Origin of the sequence: Synechococcus sp. MU1611 (assembly GCF_020514255.1) — a bacterium.
Lineage (GTDB): Bacteria > Cyanobacteriota > Cyanobacteriia > PCC-6307 > Cyanobiaceae > Parasynechococcus.
In genome coordinates this window covers 123,254-143,179 of record NZ_VTLC01000003.1, presented here as the reverse complement: position 1 = coordinate 143,179, position 19,926 = coordinate 123,254, and the positions used below count along the sequence as shown (strand labels likewise).

Annotated in this window: 17 protein-coding genes, 1 tRNA gene and 1 pseudogene; 13 read left to right on the top strand and 6 right to left on the bottom strand. The window is 53.2% G+C overall.

From position 1 onward, the window contains the following. Window positions 1-17: 17 nt before the first annotated feature. Both FZZ92_RS07480 and FZZ92_RS07475 read left to right on the top strand, forming a co-directional pair. Complete coding sequence (locus tag FZZ92_RS07480) at window positions 18-890, top strand: ABC transporter permease (RefSeq protein ID WP_206339087.1); 873 nt, start codon at window positions 18-20, stop codon at window positions 888-890. 19 nt (window positions 891-909) lie between these two features. Next, window positions 910-1,125, top strand: a complete 216-nt coding sequence (locus FZZ92_RS07475) for a hypothetical protein (RefSeq protein WP_226397893.1) — start codon at window positions 910-912, stop codon at window positions 1,123-1,125. A gap of 2 nt (window positions 1,126-1,127) precedes the next feature. Here FZZ92_RS07475 and FZZ92_RS07470 read toward each other — a convergent pair whose 3' ends face one another. Continuing rightward, on the bottom strand, window positions 1,128-1,301 hold the full coding sequence (locus FZZ92_RS07470) for a hypothetical protein (protein WP_166016831.1): 174 nt from the start codon (window positions 1,299-1,301) through the stop codon (window positions 1,128-1,130). Between the two features lie 63 nt (window positions 1,302-1,364). Next, a complete protein-coding gene (gene trmH, locus FZZ92_RS07465) occupies window positions 1,365-2,054 on the bottom strand; it encodes a tRNA (guanosine(18)-2'-O)-methyltransferase TrmH (RefSeq protein ID WP_226422923.1) in 690 nt (229 codons plus the stop codon). Between the two features lie 198 nt (window positions 2,055-2,252). Between trmH and FZZ92_RS07460 the strand changes: the two genes are divergently transcribed. Next, complete coding sequence (locus FZZ92_RS07460) at window positions 2,253-2,594, top strand: MGMT family protein (protein ID WP_226422922.1); 342 nt, start codon at window positions 2,253-2,255, stop codon at window positions 2,592-2,594. A 3-nt stretch (window positions 2,595-2,597) separates the two neighbouring features. Continuing rightward, entirely contained in the window at window positions 2,598-3,935 is a 1,338-nt protein-coding gene (locus tag FZZ92_RS07455; protein ID WP_226397924.1) for a 16S rRNA (cytosine(967)-C(5))-methyltransferase, read from the top strand. Between the two features lie 9 nt (window positions 3,936-3,944). Here the strand turns inward: FZZ92_RS07455 and FZZ92_RS07450 are convergent, their stop codons facing one another. Genes FZZ92_RS07450 through FZZ92_RS07440 form a run of 3 tightly spaced genes read right to left on the bottom strand, consistent with a single transcriptional unit; the run spans window position 3,945 to window position 7,176 of the window. Then, a complete protein-coding gene (locus FZZ92_RS07450) occupies window positions 3,945-5,999 on the bottom strand; it encodes a PBP1A family penicillin-binding protein (RefSeq protein WP_226422921.1) in 2,055 nt (684 codons plus the stop codon). Next, window positions 5,996-6,949, bottom strand: a complete 954-nt coding sequence (gene chlG, locus FZZ92_RS07445; protein WP_115023815.1) for a chlorophyll synthase ChlG — start codon at window positions 6,947-6,949, stop codon at window positions 5,996-5,998. Before chlG ends, FZZ92_RS07450 begins: the two co-directional genes overlap by 4 nt. 11 nt (window positions 6,950-6,960) lie before the next feature. Next, window positions 6,961-7,176, bottom strand: coding sequence for a DUF2862 domain-containing protein (locus FZZ92_RS07440; protein ID WP_115023814.1), 216 nt, complete (start codon window positions 7,174-7,176; stop codon window positions 6,961-6,963). Between the two features lie 56 nt (window positions 7,177-7,232). Here FZZ92_RS07440 and hisF point away from each other — a divergent pair, with 56 nt between their 5' ends. The 7 genes and pseudogenes from hisF (at window position 7,233) to FZZ92_RS07410 (ending at window position 12,067) form a co-directional block, all read left to right on the top strand. Then, complete coding sequence (gene hisF / locus FZZ92_RS07435) at window positions 7,233-8,003, top strand: imidazole glycerol phosphate synthase subunit HisF (RefSeq protein ID WP_226397889.1); 771 nt, start codon at window positions 7,233-7,235, stop codon at window positions 8,001-8,003. Then, on the top strand, window positions 8,000-8,701 hold the full coding sequence (gene ubiE, locus FZZ92_RS07430) for a bifunctional demethylmenaquinone methyltransferase/2-methoxy-6-polyprenyl-1,4-benzoquinol methylase UbiE (RefSeq protein WP_226397888.1): 702 nt from the start codon (window positions 8,000-8,002) through the stop codon (window positions 8,699-8,701). The genes hisF and ubiE overlap by 4 nt, the downstream gene beginning before the upstream one ends. A 79-nt stretch (window positions 8,702-8,780) precedes the next feature. Beyond that, the gene (locus FZZ92_RS07425; RefSeq protein WP_115023809.1) at window positions 8,781-9,131 is read left to right on the top strand and encodes a hypothetical protein; all 351 of its coding nucleotides are present in this window, start codon (window positions 8,781-8,783) and stop codon (window positions 9,129-9,131) included. Window positions 9,132-9,173: 42 nt separating this feature from the next. Beyond that, on the top strand, window positions 9,174-10,064 hold the full coding sequence (gene glyQ, locus FZZ92_RS07420; protein ID WP_115023795.1) for a glycine--tRNA ligase subunit alpha: 891 nt from the start codon (window positions 9,174-9,176) through the stop codon (window positions 10,062-10,064). Window positions 10,065-10,124: 60 nt separating this feature from the next. Then, a pseudogene (locus FZZ92_RS13135) lies at window positions 10,125-10,949 on the top strand (ComEC/Rec2 family competence protein); the annotation flags it as partial. Between the two features lie 133 nt (window positions 10,950-11,082). Further along, window positions 11,083-11,955: a ComEC/Rec2 family competence protein gene (locus tag FZZ92_RS13130; RefSeq protein ID WP_255614165.1), complete on the top strand. Its 873-nt coding sequence runs from the start codon at window positions 11,083-11,085 to the stop codon at window positions 11,953-11,955. Between the two features lie 25 nt (window positions 11,956-11,980). Further along, window positions 11,981-12,067 (top strand) — tRNA-Ser (locus FZZ92_RS07410). A 579-nt stretch (window positions 12,068-12,646) separates the two neighbouring features. Here the strand turns inward: FZZ92_RS07410 and FZZ92_RS07405 are convergent. Next, a complete protein-coding gene (locus FZZ92_RS07405; RefSeq protein WP_226422920.1) occupies window positions 12,647-13,333 on the bottom strand; it encodes a methyltransferase domain-containing protein in 687 nt (228 codons plus the stop codon). A 751-nt stretch (window positions 13,334-14,084) separates the two neighbouring features. Here FZZ92_RS07405 and FZZ92_RS07400 point away from each other — a divergent pair. Beyond that, window positions 14,085-15,335 (top strand): MFS transporter, encoded by a 1,251-nt coding sequence (locus FZZ92_RS07400; RefSeq protein WP_226397886.1) that lies wholly within the window; start codon window positions 14,085-14,087, stop codon window positions 15,333-15,335. 125 nt (window positions 15,336-15,460) lie between these two features. Continuing rightward, window positions 15,461-19,852: a multicopper oxidase domain-containing protein gene (locus FZZ92_RS07395; RefSeq protein ID WP_226422919.1), complete on the top strand. Its 4,392-nt coding sequence runs from the start codon at window positions 15,461-15,463 to the stop codon at window positions 19,850-19,852. Window positions 19,853-19,926 lie beyond the last annotated feature (74 nt).

Genomic DNA, 19,926 nt, shown 5'->3' with positions numbered 1-19,926 from the left:
CCGCGGTTCGGGAGACAATGCATCTGCCCGAGGCCAACTTGCCCGTGACCCGCAGCCTCTCGACCCGCATGGCCCGCTGGGGGCTGGTGATCGTGGGGATCTACCTGTTGGTGGCGTTGATCACGCCCGTGCTGGTGAGTGTTGGGATCCTTCCGGATGCCAATGCTGGCCTGGAGAACCCGATCTATTCAGGCCCCAGCTGGACCCATTGGTGCGGCACGGACCGCTTGGGCCGGGATGTGTGTGTGCGCACCATGGCCGGCAGTGGGGTGGCCCTTCAAGTGGTGCTGCTGGCGGTTGGCTTGGCCTTGGTGGTCGGTGTACCCCTCGGGATGGTGAGTGGTTACTTCGGTGGCGCTGTCGATCGTGTGATGGTCTTGTTGATGGACACGCTCTACACCCTGCCGGTGCTGTTGTTGTCGGTGGTGTTGGCGTTTCTGTTGGGCAAGGGAATTCCCAATGCCGCCGCCGCACTCTGTGTGGTGTACGTGCCGCAGTACTTCCGGGTGGTTCGCAACCAAACCGCCCAGGTGAAGAGCGAACTGTTTGTGGAAGCCGCCCAGAGCCTGGGGGCGGGGCCGCTTTGGATCCTGCGGCGTTATCTGTTCCGCAACGTGATCACCTCTGTGCCTGTGCTGCTCACCCTCAATGCCGCCGATGCGGTGCTGGTGCTGGGGGGGCTGGGATTTCTCGGCCTGGGCCTGCCGGAGACCGTGCCCGAATGGGGCGGTGATCTCAATCTGGCGCTGGCTGCGGTGCCCACTGGGGTGTGGTGGACCGCGCTGTTCCCAGGTCTGGCGATGTTTGTTCTTGTGCTCGGTCTGTCCTTCCTTGGGGAAGGCATTGAGGCTTGGGTGAGCGGCGGCGAAGCCCGCCCCGCGTCAGACTGATCCCATCAGCTCGGGTTTGATGGCCTGGTGGATCAGCCTGCTTTTGCTGAGCATGGCAGCACTGCTCTGGAAGAAGAGCTGCGACAGCATGGACGATGTGATCGCTTTGCTCGAGCGGATCCTGGCCACCACCTTGGTGATGGTGGTGGTCCTGGTGAGCCGCAATTTGCTGCTGGAGGCAGCGGTGTTAATTGCTGCGATTCAGTTGCCTGGGGTGCCGCGGCGGTCGCGTTGAGCTCAGGCCTGTTTCGGGGCCTTCACCTCTCGAATCGAAATCCGGCAGGAGCTCGGGAAGATGGCGTGGGCTGCTTCCACGGCATGGCTGAGATCGTCGGACTGGAGCATTTCCTCGCCCCACTCGTGGCCGCAGTGGTATGTGACCGCGTACTGGTGCAGCTGTTTGTTGTCCATTGCTGACAATCCGCTGCTTTGGTTATGGCCCAGGGTTCGCGGAGATACAAGTGTTTTGTCAGATCAGCAGCGCAGCTTCACAGTCCGAGGCAGCTCTTCCATCAGTTCGCCCTCCTCACTTAGGGCGGGATAGGGCCGTTGCTGCTCTTTGCACCAGCGCGCAACCTCGGGGTAGGACCATTCGAACAGCAATTGTTGGTACTGCTCCGGCTTAAGCCCTTCGCCTTGGGTCGGCGCCAGGCCGGCCACCTGGCGTTGGCGCAGCGCCTCAAACAGCAGGGTTGCCGTGGCGACCGACACGTTCAGTGACTGCACCATGCCGCGCATGGGGATGAACAGCGCTTCATCCATCAGATCCCTGGCCTCATCGGTCAGCCCCCATTTCTCCGCCCCGAGCACGAAGGCGGTGGGTCCGGTGAAGTCGCAGTCCCGATAGTCCTTGGCATTCACCCCGAGGTGGGTTCCGTAGAGACGGAACCCCCGCTCTTTTAAGTAGCGGATTGCTGTTTCGGTATCGGGGTGGTCGTGAAGAGGCACCCATTTCTGGCTGCCCTGGGCCGTGCTGTTGAAGGTGCGCGGACGCCCGTCGAAACTCACCGCGTGGGCTTCAAGCGCCCCGACGGCATCGCAGCTGCGCAGGATGGCGGAGAGGTTGTGGGGTTTCTCCACGTGTTCGAGCAGCACCGTGAGGTCCGCCATGCGGTGGTTCAGCACGGATTTCAGCCGCTCAAACCGTCGCGGCAGCAGGGGCATGGGCGATGAATCGGGTTAGAGCAACAGATGGGGGTCCTTCCATGCTTGGGGGCCTGGCAAGACAATCAAGAAGTCTGTGCTTCTGTCGCCATCCAGATCCTGCTCAAGGATCCCTCTGTTGAACCGTACGTCTCCGGCGGCACCGTAGGACGTCTGGGTTCTGATGCATGAAAGCTCCCATCAAAGCCACGCAGATTGATGGAGTCGTCCTCATCCACATTTGATCAGCGTGTTTGGAGCGAGGTGGCTCGCATCCCCCACGGTCGCTTGGCGACTTATGGCCAGATCGCTGATTTGATCGGTGCCTATGGCTGCGCGCGACAGGTTGGCTGGGCGCTGCGTCGCCTCAAGCTCCCATCCACCGTTCCCTGGCACCGCGTGGTGAATGCTCAAGGTCGGATTGCGATGAGCCTCAGCCGTGAGGGAAGTGACTGGATGCAGCGGGAGTTGCTGATGGCAGAAGGCATTCCGGTGGATGTGGAAGGACGCTTGCCCCTACTCCAGTTCCTCTGGCACCCGGACACCCATGCTGGAGCTTGATGCCTGGTGTTCTTGTCTGATTCGGCTCCGATTGGACTGCTGCCGCGCCGCCTCGCCTGGGATGTGTTGCAGGCAGTTGCGGCTGGGGCCTATGCCGATGTGGCGCTGGAGCGGTTGCTGCGGGAGAGGGACCTCAAACCCTCGGATCGAGGCTTGGTGACCGAGCTGGCCTATGGCGCCATCCGTCAACGCGGCTACCTCGATGCCTGGCTGGATCGGCTGGGCAAAGTTCCCGCGTCGAAGCAGCCGCCCAAGCTGCGCTGGCTGTTGCACGTGGGTCTCTATCAACTGCTGCTGATGGAGCGGATTCCAGATTCAGCAGCGGTGAACACCGCCGTTGAATTGGCCAAAACCAGCAAGGGGCTGGCACGGCTGGCTCCCGTCGTGAATGGGGTTCTGAGGGCGGCGCTGCGGGCGCGGGATGCCGGCGAAACCCTTGAGCTGCCGAATGATGAGGCGGCTCAGCTGGCCCAGGCCCATTCCCTTCCAGATTGGTTCACCCAGCTGTTGCTCGACTGGCGCGGTTCGGAGGGAGCCGAGGCAGTGGCGAGCGCCTGCAACCGTGTGCCGGATCTGGATTTACGGGTGAATCGGCTGCGCTCGAGCCCGCAGCAGGTGCAGCAGGCCTTGGCAGCGGCAGGAATCAGCTGTGAACCCATCTTTGATTGTCCTGATGGCCTTCGCATTTCCGGTCACAGCGGCGACCTGCGCCACTGGCCCGGTTATGCGGAGGGCCATTGGTGTGTTCAGGATTGTTCGGCGCAATGGATTGCGCCTCTGCTGCAACCCCAGCCTGGGGACCGGATCCTCGATGCCTGCGCTGCGCCGGGCGGGAAAGCCACCCATTTGGCGGAATTGGTGGGAGATCAGGCTGAGATTTGGGCTGTGGATCGGTCTCCTGGACGGCTCAAGCGCGTCGCGGCCAATGCAGCTCGGCTAGGCCTTGCTTCCATTCATGCGCTTGCAGCGGATGCCACCAACTTGTTGGAAGAGCATCCCCAATGGCGTGAATCTTTCCAGCGGATCCTGATCGATGCTCCCTGCTCTGGGCTTGGCACCTTGGCCCGTCACCCCGATGCCCGTTGGCGGGTGACGCCGCAATCCATCCGCGGCCTTCTGCCCCAACAACAGGCTCTCCTGGATGGGCTTGTGCCGTTGCTGGCTCCCGCTGGATCGTTGGTTTATGCCACCTGCACCATTCATCCAGATGAAAATCATGCTCAGGTGCAGGCCTTGTTGAAGCGTCACCCCTCGCTGCGATTGGAGGAGGAAAGCCAGCGCTGGCCGGATCAAGCCAGCGGGGGGGATGGGTTCTATTCCGCTGTGCTTCAGCGGGTTTAGGCCGTTGGATTAATCCCGGGTCCAGCGGCGACCTTGGCGATCAACGTTGTCGTCTTGCGAGCGGTTTCTCCATAGGTAAGGCGTCTGGCGACGCGGAGGTGCCACGGGAGTGGGGTTCAGCAGTTCCAGTTCAGTCTCTGCAGTCGGTTGAGGTACTTCAGGCTCGGAGGTGGCCTTCGGCTCTTGTTTGGGTTTTGTCTTGGGCGGTTTGGCGATCGTTTTTGGATCGACCGCCAGACGCATTTTTCGTTTCAGCTTGGGTTTGTCAGGGAAGGCGCGGACGGGAATCTCGTCCTTGATCTGAAGCATGAATTGTTTCCAAGCCCATGCGGCCTCGCCGCTCGTACTTTTGGTGGCTCGATCGTCGTCGTATCCGAACCAAACACCAGTTGTGAGCTGAGGAATCGAACCGATGAACCAGAGATCGCGGGTGTTCTCTGACGTTCCTGTCTTTCCGGCAACCTGCCGATCATCGAGTTTCGCGGCGATGCCTGTGCCGCCGGTCACGACCCGCTGCAGCATCCAGTTCATGGTGTCGGCGACATCACTGTCAACCGCTCGTCGTCCTCTGTTTCCACTCAATCGCCGACTCCAAAGAAGCTCATTCTTGGGTCCGCGGATTTCCTCAAAGGGGCTGGGTGTGAAAAACACACCGCGATTGGCCATGCCTGCATAGGCCGCAGTCATGTCGAGGATGGTTTGCTCGTAGGCCCCAATAGCCATGGGGTAGTACTTGCCGAGAGGACGCTCGGTACCGATGTTGAAGTTGTTGGCAATGTCAATGACGGCATCAAACCCAACGATGTCTTGCAGTTGAACAGCCACCGTGTTGAGTGAATTCTTCAGAGCATCGGCCAGGGAGATGTTGCCGTAGTACTTGTTCCCAAAGTTTTTGGGGCAGTAGCCATTCCAGCAACGCTTTGCGTCAAACACCTTGGTTTCGGGTTTCATTCCCCGATCAATGGCTGCTGCATAAGGAAAAAGCTTGAAGGTTGAACCTGGAGAGCGCAGCGCCAGGATGGTGCGATTGAACTGACTCCTGGAGAAATCCTTCCCGCCCACCATCACTCTCACCAGTCCGTTGCCGGGATCGATCGAAACCATCGCCCCTTCAGTGTCGAATGGTGCATTGGCTCGAACAACCTGCTGAGCTTTTTTTTGCCAGTCGAGATTGAGGCTGGTGCGAACTTTGACCCCACCAACTTCAAGTTGTTCGGGAGTTAAAAGTTTGGGCAGTTCTTGGGCAATCCAAGTGGTGAAGTAGGGCGCTGCACTGTTGAAATATTTTGGTGTTGCAGGCTTAAGCCCCAGGGGGCTGTTGCGACCGCGCTCCGCTTCGCTTGTGGAGATGAACCCGGCCTGCGCCATCCGATCGAGAACGATCGAACGCTGTTCCTTCGCTAGATCAGGGTTGACCAGGGGGGAATAGATCGATGGTGCCGGGGGCAGCCCAGCGATCATCGCCGCTTCCGGAACCGTGAGCTGATCTGGGGTTTTAGAGAAATAGATCCAGGCCGCGTCGGCGACGCCATAGGCGCCGGATCCCAGGTAGACGTAATTGAGGTATTGCTCGAGGATCTGCTGCTTGCTCAGCTGGCGTTCCAGCTTCATCGCTAGAGCCGCTTCCTTGAGTTTGCGTGTGATGGTGCGGTCTTGGCTCAGGAAGACGGTTCGGGCCAGTTGCTGGGTGATGGTGCTCGCCCCTTCCCGGACAGCGCCCTGGCGGACATTGGTGACGATGGCGCGGGCAATCCCCCAGCCATCCACCCCGTCATGCTGATAGAAGCGCCGATCTTCCGCGGCGATGAAGGCTTCTGCCACCGTTTGCGGCATCGTGCCGGGCTTGACCTTCTCGCGGGTCGCTGGCCCCAGCTTCTGGATCACCTTGCCGTTGGTGGAGAGCAGGGTGATCGTTCCCGGTCGATTGAAGCTGGCAATTCCCCGGGCATCTGGAAGAGTGGCATCCACCAGCTCTGTCAGAGCTCTCGTGCCCAGTGCAGCCCCCACTCCCACCGCAGCTGCAGTGCCTGCGATCAGAGCCCATTGCAGGCGGGAACGGTTCACATCACCTGGGTCAGGGGGCTGTGGCCCACAGCCAATGCGGTCACCAGCATTCCGAGCACCAGGAACGGCTGGGCGCTGGCTTGATATTTGACGTCAAAGGCCACGGGGTCTCTCAACAACCAGATGTCTTGGAAGGTGATCTGAGGAACAATCAAGAGAACCAACAGAACCGCTGCGAAATGTTGGCCGATCCCAATCAAGACGGCAACCATCGCCAGCTGAAAAACATCAATCATTCCGGCGCTGATCCAACTAGCACGTTCGATCCCGAAGACCACAGGCAAGGATTGAAGGCCGAGCTCGCGGTCGCCTTCGACGCTCTTGAAGTCGTTGACAACAGCGATGCCGAGTCCAGCGAGGCTGTAGGCGAGGGTGAGGAGCGCTGTGCCCCAGGTGAGTTGACCGAACAGGGCCTGACCGGCCCACCAGGGAAGGGCGATGTAGCTGGCCCCAAGGGCGTAGTTCCCCAGCCAGCCGTTCTGCTTCAGTTTCAGCGGAGGTGCTGAGTAGATGTAGCTCACAAAAGAGCCACCCAAGGCCAGGAGAAACACCACTGGGGTGCTGTGCCCAGCCCAGCGGTCGAGTCCGTAAGAGACCCCAAGGCCTGCCAGCAGCAACACCCAGATCTGCAGCTTGACCTGGCCCAGAGGAATCGCTCCCGAAGGAATCGGCCGATAGGGCTCGTTAATCGCGTCGATCTCGCGGTCGTAGTAATCGTTGATGGTTTGGGTGAAGCCCGCGAGCAGGGGGCCGCTCATCAACATGCAGGCGAAGGCGGCAAGCACGTGATCCAAACGCCACTGGTAGTTGCCGCTGGCGGCGGCCCCACAGATCACGCCCCAAATTAGGGGGATCCATGTGACCGGTTTCATCAGCTGCAGCCGCAGCTTCCAGATGTTGGTGGTGCCGGAGGCACCTTTCATCCCAAGCAGCTGACGCGCGTCGCTCACGGAGACTGTCCTCAGGAGGCGGCGATTTCGTCTTCGAAGAACCAGCTGGTGGAGCCATCACTGAGCTCGACCACCACACCGATTCCCTTGCCGTCGACAGTGCGGAAATCCTTCACCGTGCCGTTGGCGTCCTTCTTGAGAAGGTCCACCATCGCCTGTGGAATGCGATCCCGCACGCGGGTCACGCGAACCTTGGAGCCGATCGAGATGACGTCACCCTGGGACATGGCCTGCGAGGCTTGGAGAGTGGCGCAACCTTAACAGTCGCTTTTGCGCCGAATCGATGGTTGCTCTGCGTCTGATTCCCTGCCTCGATGTCGCCCGCGGACGGGTGGTGAAAGGTGTCAATTTTGTTGGCCTGCGCGATGCCGGTGATCCGGTGGAACTCGCCTGCCGTTACAGCCGTGCAGGGGCTGATGAATTGGTTTTCCTCGATATCGCGGCCAGCCACGAGGGGCGCGGCACCCTGATCGACATGGTGCGTCGCACCGCTGAATCGGTCACGATTCCTTTCACAGTGGGAGGTGGGATCAGCACCGTTGAGGGGATCACCGAGCTGTTGCGGGCCGGTGCTGACAAGGTGAGCCTGAACTCTTCGGCGGTGCGTCGGCCTGAGTTGGTGCGGGAGGGGGCTGATCAGTTCGGCTGTCAGTGCATTGTTGTGGCTATTGATGCCCGTCGGCGCGATGCAGGTGGGTGGGACGTGTATGTGAAAGGAGGGCGTGAGAACACCGGTCTCGATGTTGTGGAGTGGGCGAAGAGGGTGGCGGGCCTCGGGGCCGGCGAGATCCTGCTGACGTCGATGGACGGCGATGGCACCCAGGCTGGATACGACCTCGCCTTGACCCGGGCCGTGGCGGATGCCGTTCCCATTCCTGTGATCGCCTCCGGAGGAGCTGGTTGCATGGATCACATCGCCAAAGCTCTGGATGTAGGCCCCGCGGGAGGGCATGCCTCTGCAGCTTTGCTGGCTTCGCTGCTGCACGATGGCGTTCTCACGGTGGAACAGATCAAGCAGGATCTGCTCTCCCGTGGCCTGACGATTCGTCCATGAAGCCTGGTGATCCCGCGGCGGTGGAACAGCTGTTTGATGCTGTGGCTCCGCGCTACGACCGCTTGAACGATGTGCTCAGTTTCGGGCTGCATCGTCAGTGGAAACGTCAGCTGGTGCGTGCTCTCAAGCCGGCGGCTGGTGAACAGTGGCTGGATCTGTGCTGTGGGACAGGAGATCTGGCCTTGGAACTGGGGCGCTGTGTTCGCCCTGGCGGCACGGTGACCGGTATGGATGCGGCCGCGGCTCCACTGGAGCAGGCCCGCCAGCGCCAACGGCAGCAGCCTTGGTTGCCGGTGTCCTTCCAGCAAGGGGATGCCCTGCAAACCGGATTGCCTAGCGCCTGTGCTGACGGTGCGGTGATGGCCTACGGGCTGCGCAATTTGGCGGACCCGTTGCAGGGGCTGAAGGAACTGCGACGGCTGCTGAAGCCAGGGGGACGCGCAGGGGTGCTGGATTTCAATCGATTGCCGGCGAGCGGAGCGGCGGCTGCGTTTCAACGCTTCTATCTGCGCCGCCTGGTAGTGCCCGCCGCCGCTTCAGTGGGTTTGCGCGAGGAGTACGCCTACCTGGAGAGAAGCCTGGAGCGCTTCCCTGATGGGTCTGAGCAGGAGCGGCTGGCACAGGAGGCGGGATTTGCTGAAGCGGTCCACCGCGCTGTTGTGGGAAGACAGATGGGGGTTTTGACCCTCAGGGCGTGAACCTTTGGCTGTGTCGCTTGCGACGCACCCCGTTGCTGACCTAGAAAAGCTAAAGAGAAAGTTAAGGGGAGGGTCCGGTTTGGCGTTTCCGCTGCCGAAGCTGCTGCCCCGCATCGAAGAGCTGCTCCAAGAGGTCGAGTGGCTGGATGGTCTGATCCTGATCACAGATTCCGATCGCACCTGTTTCGTCTCTTTCTCTCAGGTGGATCCGCTGCTGCGCCGCCTGCGTCAGCGACCCAAGGGCCCGGAAGTGGCCGAAAAACTCTGCATGTCCCTGCTCGACTGCCATGGAAAGGGAGGGGCAAAGCCTGTCCTGGTCTTTCAAGGGGACGGCAGTTTCTGGCTCGGAATGATTGGCCCCAGCGGCAGCAATCCGCATCGCCATCACGCCATTGCGCACCTGCGCCGTTGCCTGGCCTTGGAGGGCTGACCGGTCACTGGGCAGAATCGGAACTCAGGTAGCCCCGGCCCAGTGCATTTTCAGGACATCATCAGCACGCTTAACCGGTTCTGGGCGGACCAGGGGTGTCTGCTGCTGCAGCCCTACGACACGGAAAAGGGTGCCGGCACCATGAGTCCCCACACGGTGCTTCGTGCCATCGGCCCCGAACCCTGGGCCGTGGCCTATCCCGAACCCTGCCGCCGCCCCACCGATGGTCGCTATGGCGATAACCCCAATCGGGCTCAGCACTACTTCCAGTACCAGGTGCTGATTAAGCCGTCTCCCGATGGCATTCAGGAGACCTATTTGGCTTCGCTCGAGGCTCTGGGCATCAAGGCCGCTGATCACGACATCCGTTTCGTCGAAGACAACTGGGAATCCCCCACCCTCGGGGCCTGGGGGGTGGGCTGGGAAGTCTGGCTCGATGGCATGGAGGTCACCCAGTTCACCTATTTCCAGCAATGCGGAGGTATTGACTGCAAGCCGGTTTCCATTGAGATCACCTACGGCCTGGAACGGCTGGCCATGTACCTCCAGGACGTTGAAAGCATCTGGGATTTGAGCTGGAACGGCAAGCGCAGCTATGGCGAGATCTGGTTGCCGTTTGAAAAGGGCCAGTGCCATTTCAACTTCGAGGCCGCCAATCCTGAGCGGCTTAAGCAGTTGTTTGCCATCTATGAGGCTGAAGCCTCTGATTTGATCGAGCAGAAACTGCCGGCGCCGGCCCTGGATTTCGTTCTGAAGTGCAGCCACACCTTCAACCTGCTGGAAGCCCGTGGCGTGATTTCCGTGACCGAACGCACGGCCACCATCGGTCGTATCCGCAACCTGGCCCGCAAGGTGGCCGAGGGCTGGCTGGCGGAACGGGAGGCCTTGGGCTTTCCGTTGCTGGAGGGGGGAACTCTCGAGACAGCGGCGTAATGGTTTCTGAGTCGACGTCTTTCCGTTGATGGCGTTGCCCTCTGCCTACTGGTACTCCTTGTGCTTCGAGGAGTGCTGTTGGGGGCACCAACGCCGAGTCGATCTGATCCATCGCGCCTGATTCAGACGCCGTCAGCAGCGGTGGTGATCAGTGGTCGATTGGTCGCCGACGTGCGGCGTTTCCCCTCAGGGTGTTCTGTCCTGCTGGAGGTGGATCGGGTTGAGGGCCACCGGGCCATGGGGCGCACTGAGTTGCAGCTCCCTGAATGCGCTTCAACGCTGCTCCAGGGCTGGCACGTCCAAGCAACTGGGGTTCTGCGGCGTCCGATGCCTGGTGCGCACCCATCGTTGCCGGGATCGGCGGAGCGTCTGGCCCGCCAAGGCAGTTGGAGTCGACTCAGGCTCGACAGCATCGAGGTTCTGCGGCGTCCACCGACACCTTTGGTTGATCTGCGGCGTGATGTTGCCCAGCGGCTTCAGAAGGCCTTAGGGCCGCGGCGGGGCGCCTTCCTGTCCGCCCTGGTTCTAGGCAGCGCCCAGGTGCAGCTCCCCGAAGACGTGCGACAGGCGTTCCGCGTTGCCGGCTTGTCCCATGCGCTCGCTGCATCGGGTTTTCACTTGTCAGTGCTGCTGGGCAGTGTGCTGATGCTGGCCCGCCATTGGGCCCCTTGCCTGAGGCTTCCTCTGGCTGGCCTTTCGCTGCTGCTGTTTGTCTGTCTTGCCGGGGCCCAGCCATCAGTGGTGCGGGCGGTGCTGATGGCTGCGATCGCATTGCTGATTCGTGAGTCAGGCCATCACAGCCGTCCGCTCGGCGTGCTTCTGCTGACACTCAGCGGCATGCTGCTGTTTCGGCCTGGCTGGGCCTTGTCGATCGGCTTTCAACTCAGTGCAGCAGCAACCGCTGGTTTGATCCTTACGGCTCCACGCCTGGAGCAGGCTGTTCAAGGTTGCCTGCCTGATCGCTGCCGCGGCGCTCTCCATCCCCGTCGCGGCTTTCCTCTGGACACTGCCCCTGCAGTTGCTGCACTTCGGTGCGATGCCGCTTTACGCCTTGCTCGCCAATCTTCTGGTTGCTCCGCTGCTGGCGCCTCTGACGCTGCTGGCCATGCTGTCGGCACTTTTGGCGTTGGTGTTGCCTCCGTCCGTTCTCCCCCTGCTGCTGTGGCCGGCGCAGCAGATGGCAGGGCTGGTGATGGCCATCTCGATCTGGATCAGTCAATGGCCTGGAGCGCTAATGCTCACCGGTCGTCCGCAGGCGTGGGTTGTTGGACTGCTGGTTGTGGCCTTGTTGCCCTGGCTGCTGAGGGCAAGTGCTAGCAGCAGGCGCTGGTCGCTGCTCCCCATGGCAGCTGCCTTGCTGGCCCACGGCTTGTTGCAGCTCTCCGATGGCCTCGTGGCGGTCGAGCGTTTTGGTCGCCACTGGTTGCTGGCTCGTCATCGTGGGCGTGCTGCTCTGGTAAGCACCCATGGCGATGTCCGGAGTTGTCGGATGGCGCAACGGGTGGCCGCTGTGCATGGTCACTCCCGCCTGGATTGGGTGATGTTGTTGGATCCAGTGGCCACGGATGTGCTCCCCTGTTGGCAAGAGCTTGCACACCGCGTAGAGGCCCCTCAGCAGGGCCGCCCTCCAATCGCCACAGGCAAGATGCTGCGGAGTGATGGGTTGTCGGTGCAACGCGCGCAGTACCGCACTGGATCACTGGTGTTGCGGGCGGGACGGCAACGCTGGCAGCTGCTCCCCAGGCCTCAGGCCATGTGGAAACTTCAGCAGCAGCAGAGATCAGGCCCCCAGCAGGTTTTCACTGGAACATGGCTTGGCTTCAAGCCTTCTGCACCGCAGCGCCGTTGGCTTCTGCAGCATTGGGCTGGCTCGCGGTTCATTGGCCTCTAAAGTTCCTACACGTCCTCGGACGTGTGGAGAGGTGGCAGAGTCCGGTTGATCGCGCACGACTCGAAATCGTGTAGGGGTAACACCCTCGTGGGTTCGAATCCCACCCTCTCCGTGTCAAGTACTTCCCAGGAAGTTCTCTGAAGTCCCATCCTCTAGTGAGGGTTGGGCTTCTTAGCGTTTAGAAGGTCACAGGAAGTCCCCTAAGGACCTCAAGTCTGCAAACAACCTTTTTCGTTTTGAGCAGTTGTTTGGGGGTCTTCTGCAGTCCCAAATAGACTGCCATGGATAGGATCTCAAGAATTAAAACCCGCAAAGTGTTGCCTGGTCTTGAATTACGTGTAGGGCGAAATCAATGGGTTCGGCATCTGTTGGACCCTTTGTCTGACAGCTATTTATTACCGCTAGCCGATAAGAGAAATTTACACTAGACGCGCTTCTCTGATTAGAAAGGTTTAGAAGAGTATTGTAAATGGTAGAATTAGAAGTGACGAGTTGATAAATAAATAAGCAAATAAAGAATATGTTGCAGACCATGTTCCCGCATGTTAAGTTACAAAGGGCGGTAAATTTACTATTGGCGCTTCAACAAGATTTTGAGCCTTAGCTCATTTCTTTCTTCCTTAAGTTTTTCTAAAATAATGTTTCCGTACCCCAGCTCACTCATTAAAGACTTTAGCGATGAAACAGTAAATCACTTCGCATAATCCTCTACTCCAGCAAAGGGAATCACTCTCCCTCCTTCTCTGTAATTAAAGACCTTATAGGTTCCATGCGAAGTTTCTAATAATTCGTCAGCTTGTTCGTCAGATGCGACTTGTGTATGGAAATAAATGAAACTTGGTTTTAGAGCAGCAACTTGACAACAGTATTTATATGGATTGGTCAAGTGATACAATACACCTCTGCAATGATATAAATCAACATTTAAATTAGGATAAGCAGCTAAGTAAAAATCAGATACAGATGTATTTTCAATATTTAAAAGATCAAAACACGTTGAAGAGCTTTGCCCATGGACCCAAGCCCTCACCATTGATTTAAGTACGTTCTCTATGCGCACATCAAATCCATATACTTTGGCTCCATAAATAGCCATGCTAATAGAATGAATGCCTTCAAAGCAGCCTGATTCAATAACGTTCATTTGATTCAAGTCAATTTTATCATTTAATTCGGTCACTAAATTATCGGGAATGGCTTGTACTGCAGCTCCTTTCCTGGAATTGTATTGACCTCCTACAACATGTTGCGAGCACTGACTGGCAGCAGACCAAGGCAGCAAAACTGAAAGGCGTGCGAAATCCTCGCAAGAAGCAAATCTAAGAGAATTATTTGTAAGCTTGCTGTCACTAAGTTTGCTGCTTTTCTCCAGGTTCAATGCTGAAGAATCTTCACAGTAATAAGCTTCAACTACTTACTGCATTTTTTAAAGTAGTTGAGACTTTGAATATCTTTGCTCGTCAGAATCAAGTAACACCTGGGATAAGTGCGACAAAAATTCGCCGTTCATTCTCGCATTCGATATATATAAACTCACTATACGCACTCAGCACTGATCCGTGAAGCTGATTGTTGAAAAGGTTTTCGCTAGCGATGTAAGAGAAAATTTCAAACGTAAGAGGAGTTGCGTTATGGAGACTCCCAGTAGGTCATCGCTATAGCGAATTTGTCCAAGTGAGACAGCAAGTGCTACATCCAAGTTCTTGCTCTTCTGTGAATGGCGAGTCTTCTGATTGACGCAAGTAAAGGTGCTCACTAATAGATCTTGCTGTTTTCCTACTCCTCACAAGAGAAAAGGTGATGGAACGTGAGAGGGGCAGAACAAGATTCCTTATTTATCGTTATCTTCCATGGGTCTTGAGGATGTCTATCCATCCTTTTGCAAGACATCAACTATTTGGTTTTGAAGATCGCAATTCGATTGGAGCACACTCCTGCCTGGAGTCGTTGCGAAAATCCTGAAATCTTATGCAACCCATTGATTAAATCTTTCCATGGTTAATGCTCCATTCATGTGCTTTTGTATAGATTCGGAAGGCGTGATTTTGCTGCGGAACAAACTTCAGCATCTTAGGTGATGCATGACATATCCAAAACAAAATCTCCGATCATCTGATTCACTATCCTAGATGACTCATTCAGCCATCAACAAAGAGTCTTCCTACGACTACTTAGGCGTCATCGCAGCTTCATCTGCGTTAGCAATAGGGGTTGGACTTCAGAGAACAGAATTAGCTGTTCTTGGAAATATGATGGTCGAGTCTGATTGGATCACATCGGATAATATTGGGCAACTTGTAGGCCTTAATTTAGCTGGATATCTTGCCGGATGTGTGCATCAGACAAGGTTAAAGAGAGAGGATCAATCTCTAAGAATGATCCGAATTGCCTTAATTGTATGTATCGTGACATTTTTCATTGAGCCACTTTTCCCTTCGATGGGATGGAATGCAATTTGGCGTTTAGTCTCTGGTTGGGGCTGTGCACACCTCGTTACTGGATTGCCCGGTTTTGGTACGCGCCGATTACATGCCGACCAAAAGCGATTGGCGATGGGAATTATCTTTGCAGGTGCTGGTATTGCACCTCTCTTGGATTCTGTATTACTGCCATTTTTTGTTAAAAGCTCTCCAGTAGCTGCATGGGATTTCACTGGCATTTTCTCTATTTTGTTTGCTGTTCCGATATGGATGTTAATTTCAAGAGGTCTATCGGAAGAGCGAGATTTAAAATTATCACATTCTTCAGATCAAGATATACCCAGTTCATCAACTCAGGAAGCCATCAGTGCTAAATCAACTGCACCGTCAACAATCAATTGGACTCCTGCGCTTAAAATATTTGCACTCACGACACTTCTTTATGGTGCCTCTCAAGTGTCAATTTTAACGTATCAACCTTTATACCTAACTTCAGTTTTTAAGGTCTCGAGCGAAGTCGCTAGCAGTTCATTCGCTTTGGTGGGATTTGGATACACCCTTGGAGCTATCGTTGCAGGTTTAGTTCCGAAAAAAATTCCGACTGATTCGGTTCTTCTTGCATCTGTGGTGATTGGAACTATCGGGACCTGTATCTTTGTTTTTTCCCCAATAATCGCAGTTGTTAATCTTGGAGCGTTTCTCTTTGCCTTCTGGAATGGCGCTTACATTGGATTAATCGTAGCTCGGCTTTCAGAAGTTGTTGGACCACGGCTCGTTCGTCCAGCATGGGCTTTGTTCAGCTTTCTTTTAAGCATTGGCTTTGTGGCAATGACGTTTATCGCTGGCTTCATATCAACCTTCTCTGTGACTATGATTTTTTATATCGGTCTGGCCCTTGTTGTTATTAATCTCATTCTCATGTCGTTGACTGCTACGGCGTTTAAGAAGCAAAATACTTAGTCGACTAGTGAGTCAAAAATTTGACCGTCTTGAATTGAACACATGCCATTCTTAAGTAGAAATTAAAACATTTTGCCACGCATCCACCATGGCTAATATCGATAGTGTCACGGTAGATTTTGATTGTGGATCAGTTCCGTATTGGCTCTCTCTATCCCGTTGACAAAGATGGAGCACCAAACGTCTTCCTTTCATCAGGATATACTTTAGGGCAGGATAATAATGGTTATTTTGTTAGTGAAAATGTAACAAATAACGGCACGCTTAAGGCTACATTAGAAATTACAACAGATCCGGTTCAGATTAAAAATGTCAGCAAGTTTGTTGGTGATTGGCTGATCCCTCAACTAATCAACAAAGAGGATGAAAATAGCATCTTTAACCAATATCTAACATCTATTACGGCCAGCTTTAAGACAGGAAAAGGAGGATGGGGGGCTTATGCCAATAATCAATTGCTCGAAGCACTAAGCTACATAGGATATAAGGGAGTGGGTTATGATCAATCTGCCAATCAAACCGGTGAATGGGCAAATACATCCGTCCTTGATAGCAACCTTCATAAGGCAGTATTGAACAAAGATAACTATTATCCTGAGGATCTATGGAATAACGATAGAGGTATTGATACTGTTTTATCTGACTTTGATTCCAATGCACTGCTCAAGAATTTAGCATCAATGAGTGGTGCCTCTGAGGATACAGCTCCTCTTTGGTATCCATCAATGCTGTATACCTACGGGTTAGAGGGCAAAGGAACATCCTATCCAGGCCCTGTTTTAATGATAAAGCCTGGTGAAACTTTAGAGCTAGAATTTGATAACAATATAAGTATCGCTGGCCTCACCGGGAAGCAGGCCCAAATGGCTTCCATGGTTGAGAACAATTCCTATGGCCTCAATGGTGGAGCCATGGCCGGTGGCATGGATAGTACTAATTTTCATATGCATGGTGGCCATGTTGTTCCATCTGGATTCGGTGACAATGTCGTTAGTCGATATACAACTGGGCAAGATTGGACAACAATCATCGACATTCCGGATGATCATGGAGTGGGTTCTTACTGGTATCACCCCCATTTTCACCCGGCTGTTAACACTCAAGTTTATGGTGGCCTTTCAGGGTTCATGCAAGTTGGAGATCCACTGAGCTTAATTCCTGCATTTAAAGACGTACCAAGAAACCTAGGCGTCATCAAAACGATGCAAGTTGGTATCGATAAAGATTCAGGAAATTATGAATTAGCTTCAGTCAACGGCAACATCTTAGGTACTGAGGGGCTTGCTGCTAACCGTGCAAGTATGTTTACGATTAATGGTGAATATCAGCCAGAAGTAAATATGAATGCCGGTGGCTGGCAGTCATTTAGTTTTAGCAATCAAGACAATAACTATTATATGAATCTAGCCATACGTCATCAGCAAAGTGATGGCTCGTGGGTTGCTTTGCCGCTTTATATGTACGGTGAAGATGGTCATACTTATCCTCAGATTCAAAAAGTTGAGCAGGGCGTCTTAGGTTATCAACAAGATGGAAGTTTGAGTAATGCTACCTCATATGAACAAGCATCCAATCTGATCTCCTTACCCTCTGGTAAGAGAATTGATTTGCTTGTGAATCTTCCTGCAGGTAAATCAGAGCTGATCAGTGCTTATAGTTTTGAAGGTCAAAATGGACAGGAATTTGACATTAATTCATTACGCTGGCAACCTGATAAATATGCAGAACTTTCAACTAAAAATACAGATTTCTCTGATCCTAATTCAGGCCCAGGAGCAATTGCCACTTTTAATGTTAGTGGCGATTCTCCTCACATTGATACACAAGTTCTCGATGATTACATTGAGAAAGTAAATCAACAAATCAATGTTCAGAAGATAACACCACTGACCAGCAGTGAAGACTATTCCCCCGATGCTATTCCCAGTGTAAATCTCTTTGAAGACGGATGGAATCCTACACGTAAGCGCCAGTTTAATTATCAAATTTTGCAATTGGTCGGTCCCGATGACCAACGGGATATTCCAACTCAGAAAGCACTTACTGAACGGGCGCAGGCTGGTTCACCAGTGAATAACTATGATTTGATTGCTACTTCCAACGAGAATCCATGGCTTGGTTATGTCAATCCTGATTTGATTAATGACCATGTTTTTCCCAATGGTCCATTGGTTATTGCTCAGCTTGGCACAATGGAGGAGTGGTCATTACGAAACTGGAATTGGGGCGGAAAAGACGTGGCTAATGGTGGCTACTTCACTGCCCACCCTTTTCATATCCATGTCAATGATTATCAGGTAAAACACAGTGATAATGAGTTGTCGAATAAGCGCACTCTCGAAGATGTCACTCAGCTCAATTCATCTGGATATAACTATAATAAGGATGGAACGCATTATAAGCTTGATCCTCTAGTAGGTGAGTTTGTACCAACTGACGACGGACTTGATCCCTCAGCGACACCTTATACAACTGGATATAATGATACGACGATCAGAATGTTATATCAAGACTTTCTTGGAACCTTTGTTCACCATTGCCATTTGCTGGAGCATGAAGATGCTGGCATGATGCAGGTCGTTTCAGTTATTGAGAATACTGATTCAAGCTGGATTGTTCCTGCTGAGTCTTTTCGCCTAAATAAAAAGGGTTTGATTATACGTGAAGCTGATTCTCTTGAACAAGTGGTTCTTCCTTTGCGGCATGTATTGAGAAAGAATATAGTGAGAATTCAAGTAGGAGACATTTCCAACGATTTCATCCAAGATGTTATTTTGTCATACAGTGGAGAAGCAAATTCATCGGGGCGTGTTCACATCTATGATGGTGCTTCTCTTAAAAATGATCAGCAAGCTGTATTGCTTTCTCGTTTTAAACCCTATGAAAATTCAACTGTAGCCCCTTGGGCTTTCAATAGCGATTTTACGGGTGATGGAAAGAGAGATCTGGTTACCGCTGGGTTTATTAAATCCCTGAATGGTCATAATAGAGTTAAACTTTCAGATTTGGAATTGACTGGTTGGCAAGCACAGGATACTCATTTTGATTGGTCAAATCTTTATAGTTATCGTCCTTGGGAAAAAGTAGATAATGCAAGATCTCTTAAGCTTAAAAGCTCTTCAACTGCTGTTGGTGTTGGAGATTTTAATTTAGATAATTTTGATGATTATGCTTTTGCTTATGTTGATGATGGAACTTTGAGAATTCGAATCCTCGATGGTTCTTCTGTTTCTTTATTGAATCAGACTGGCCAATTTGAAGGAGGTTATTTACCTGATACTGACATCCTGTCTGACATTGAATATAAGTCATCGAGCTTCGATGATCTCGAATCACTGTCAATAACATCCGGTTTCAATAGTTATTCGCAATCGGCAATTGAGAACTTAATTGTTACCGCTGAATCAGAAGCAGGTAATAGTCATGTTTTGACTTTTCAGCTCAATTCAGGACACTTCATTGCTACTGGTACAACAGACCCAGATGACACTCCTATGAGTGGGCATGGAATGAGCTCTGATAACGATCATGGTGATCATCAGGGCCATCAGATGTACACCCCATCTCTAGATGGTGTTGATCATATTGGAGGTGCCTTCAAGCTGAGCTTAACGAATCATCAAAGTATCGAACCTGGTTTATCTTCAGCCACTCCAACTTTTGCCGGTGCTCTTGCAAATGGCTCTTTGATCATGGATGATTATTTGATTTTCAGCCAAGGGGCTTCCGACGGCGAATATCATATTGGTAATCCATCTAGTTCAGAGGATATATACAACAGCACACAGGATTTGTATATCAATCTGAAAGGAATAGATCGTGTAACTTCAGATGATTTAACTGGTATTACACGGTCAAAAAAAGATCCATCATTGCCAAATCTCAGCTTTTCGTATTCTGCAAATGATGTTGATGAAAGAGTCAATCTTGCTCAACTAGCCTATCAAGCTTATACGAATAAAATGATTAAGCCAAGTGATCTTGCAAAGCTTTCTGTTGCCAATCAAGGCTCCAAACTAACATCGCAGGAGCTGGTCACTAAAATTCTTGTTAATTATTCAGAGCTAGTTGAATCTTTCTTTGGAGGCAAGCTTGATGAGCTGTCTTCCGATGCTATTTCAAATAAGGTCTTCAATACTCTTTACGATAGAAGTCCTAATTCCAAGGAACTATCAACTTGGGCATCTGCCGTGAATAATGGATTGTCTAAGAATGATTTGCCACTGGCTATTTTGCGTTCTACAAGCGGTCGCGACACCTACCGGGTTGGCTTATTAGCCGCTGCAAGCACATGGTCGCAAACACAGTGGGGCACCAATGCGGTCGTCGACGGTAACTTTGGTCAGGGTTTGCTTGCCAATAGTTCTTATTCTTCTTTTAATGAATTATCCGATTTTGTCCTTGAATCCGGACAAGTCAATAATTGGAAGGATGCCAATTCTGTTTTTACAGAATACAGAGACGAGGTGCTGACCTCTTTGAGCGGTTCGCCGATTTCAGACACCGGCTTCTTCTAATTCATTCTAAAATAAATCTTCATTCTTGTTTGATTGATTTAGCGCCATGGCTAACGTTTAATTATAGATTTTCC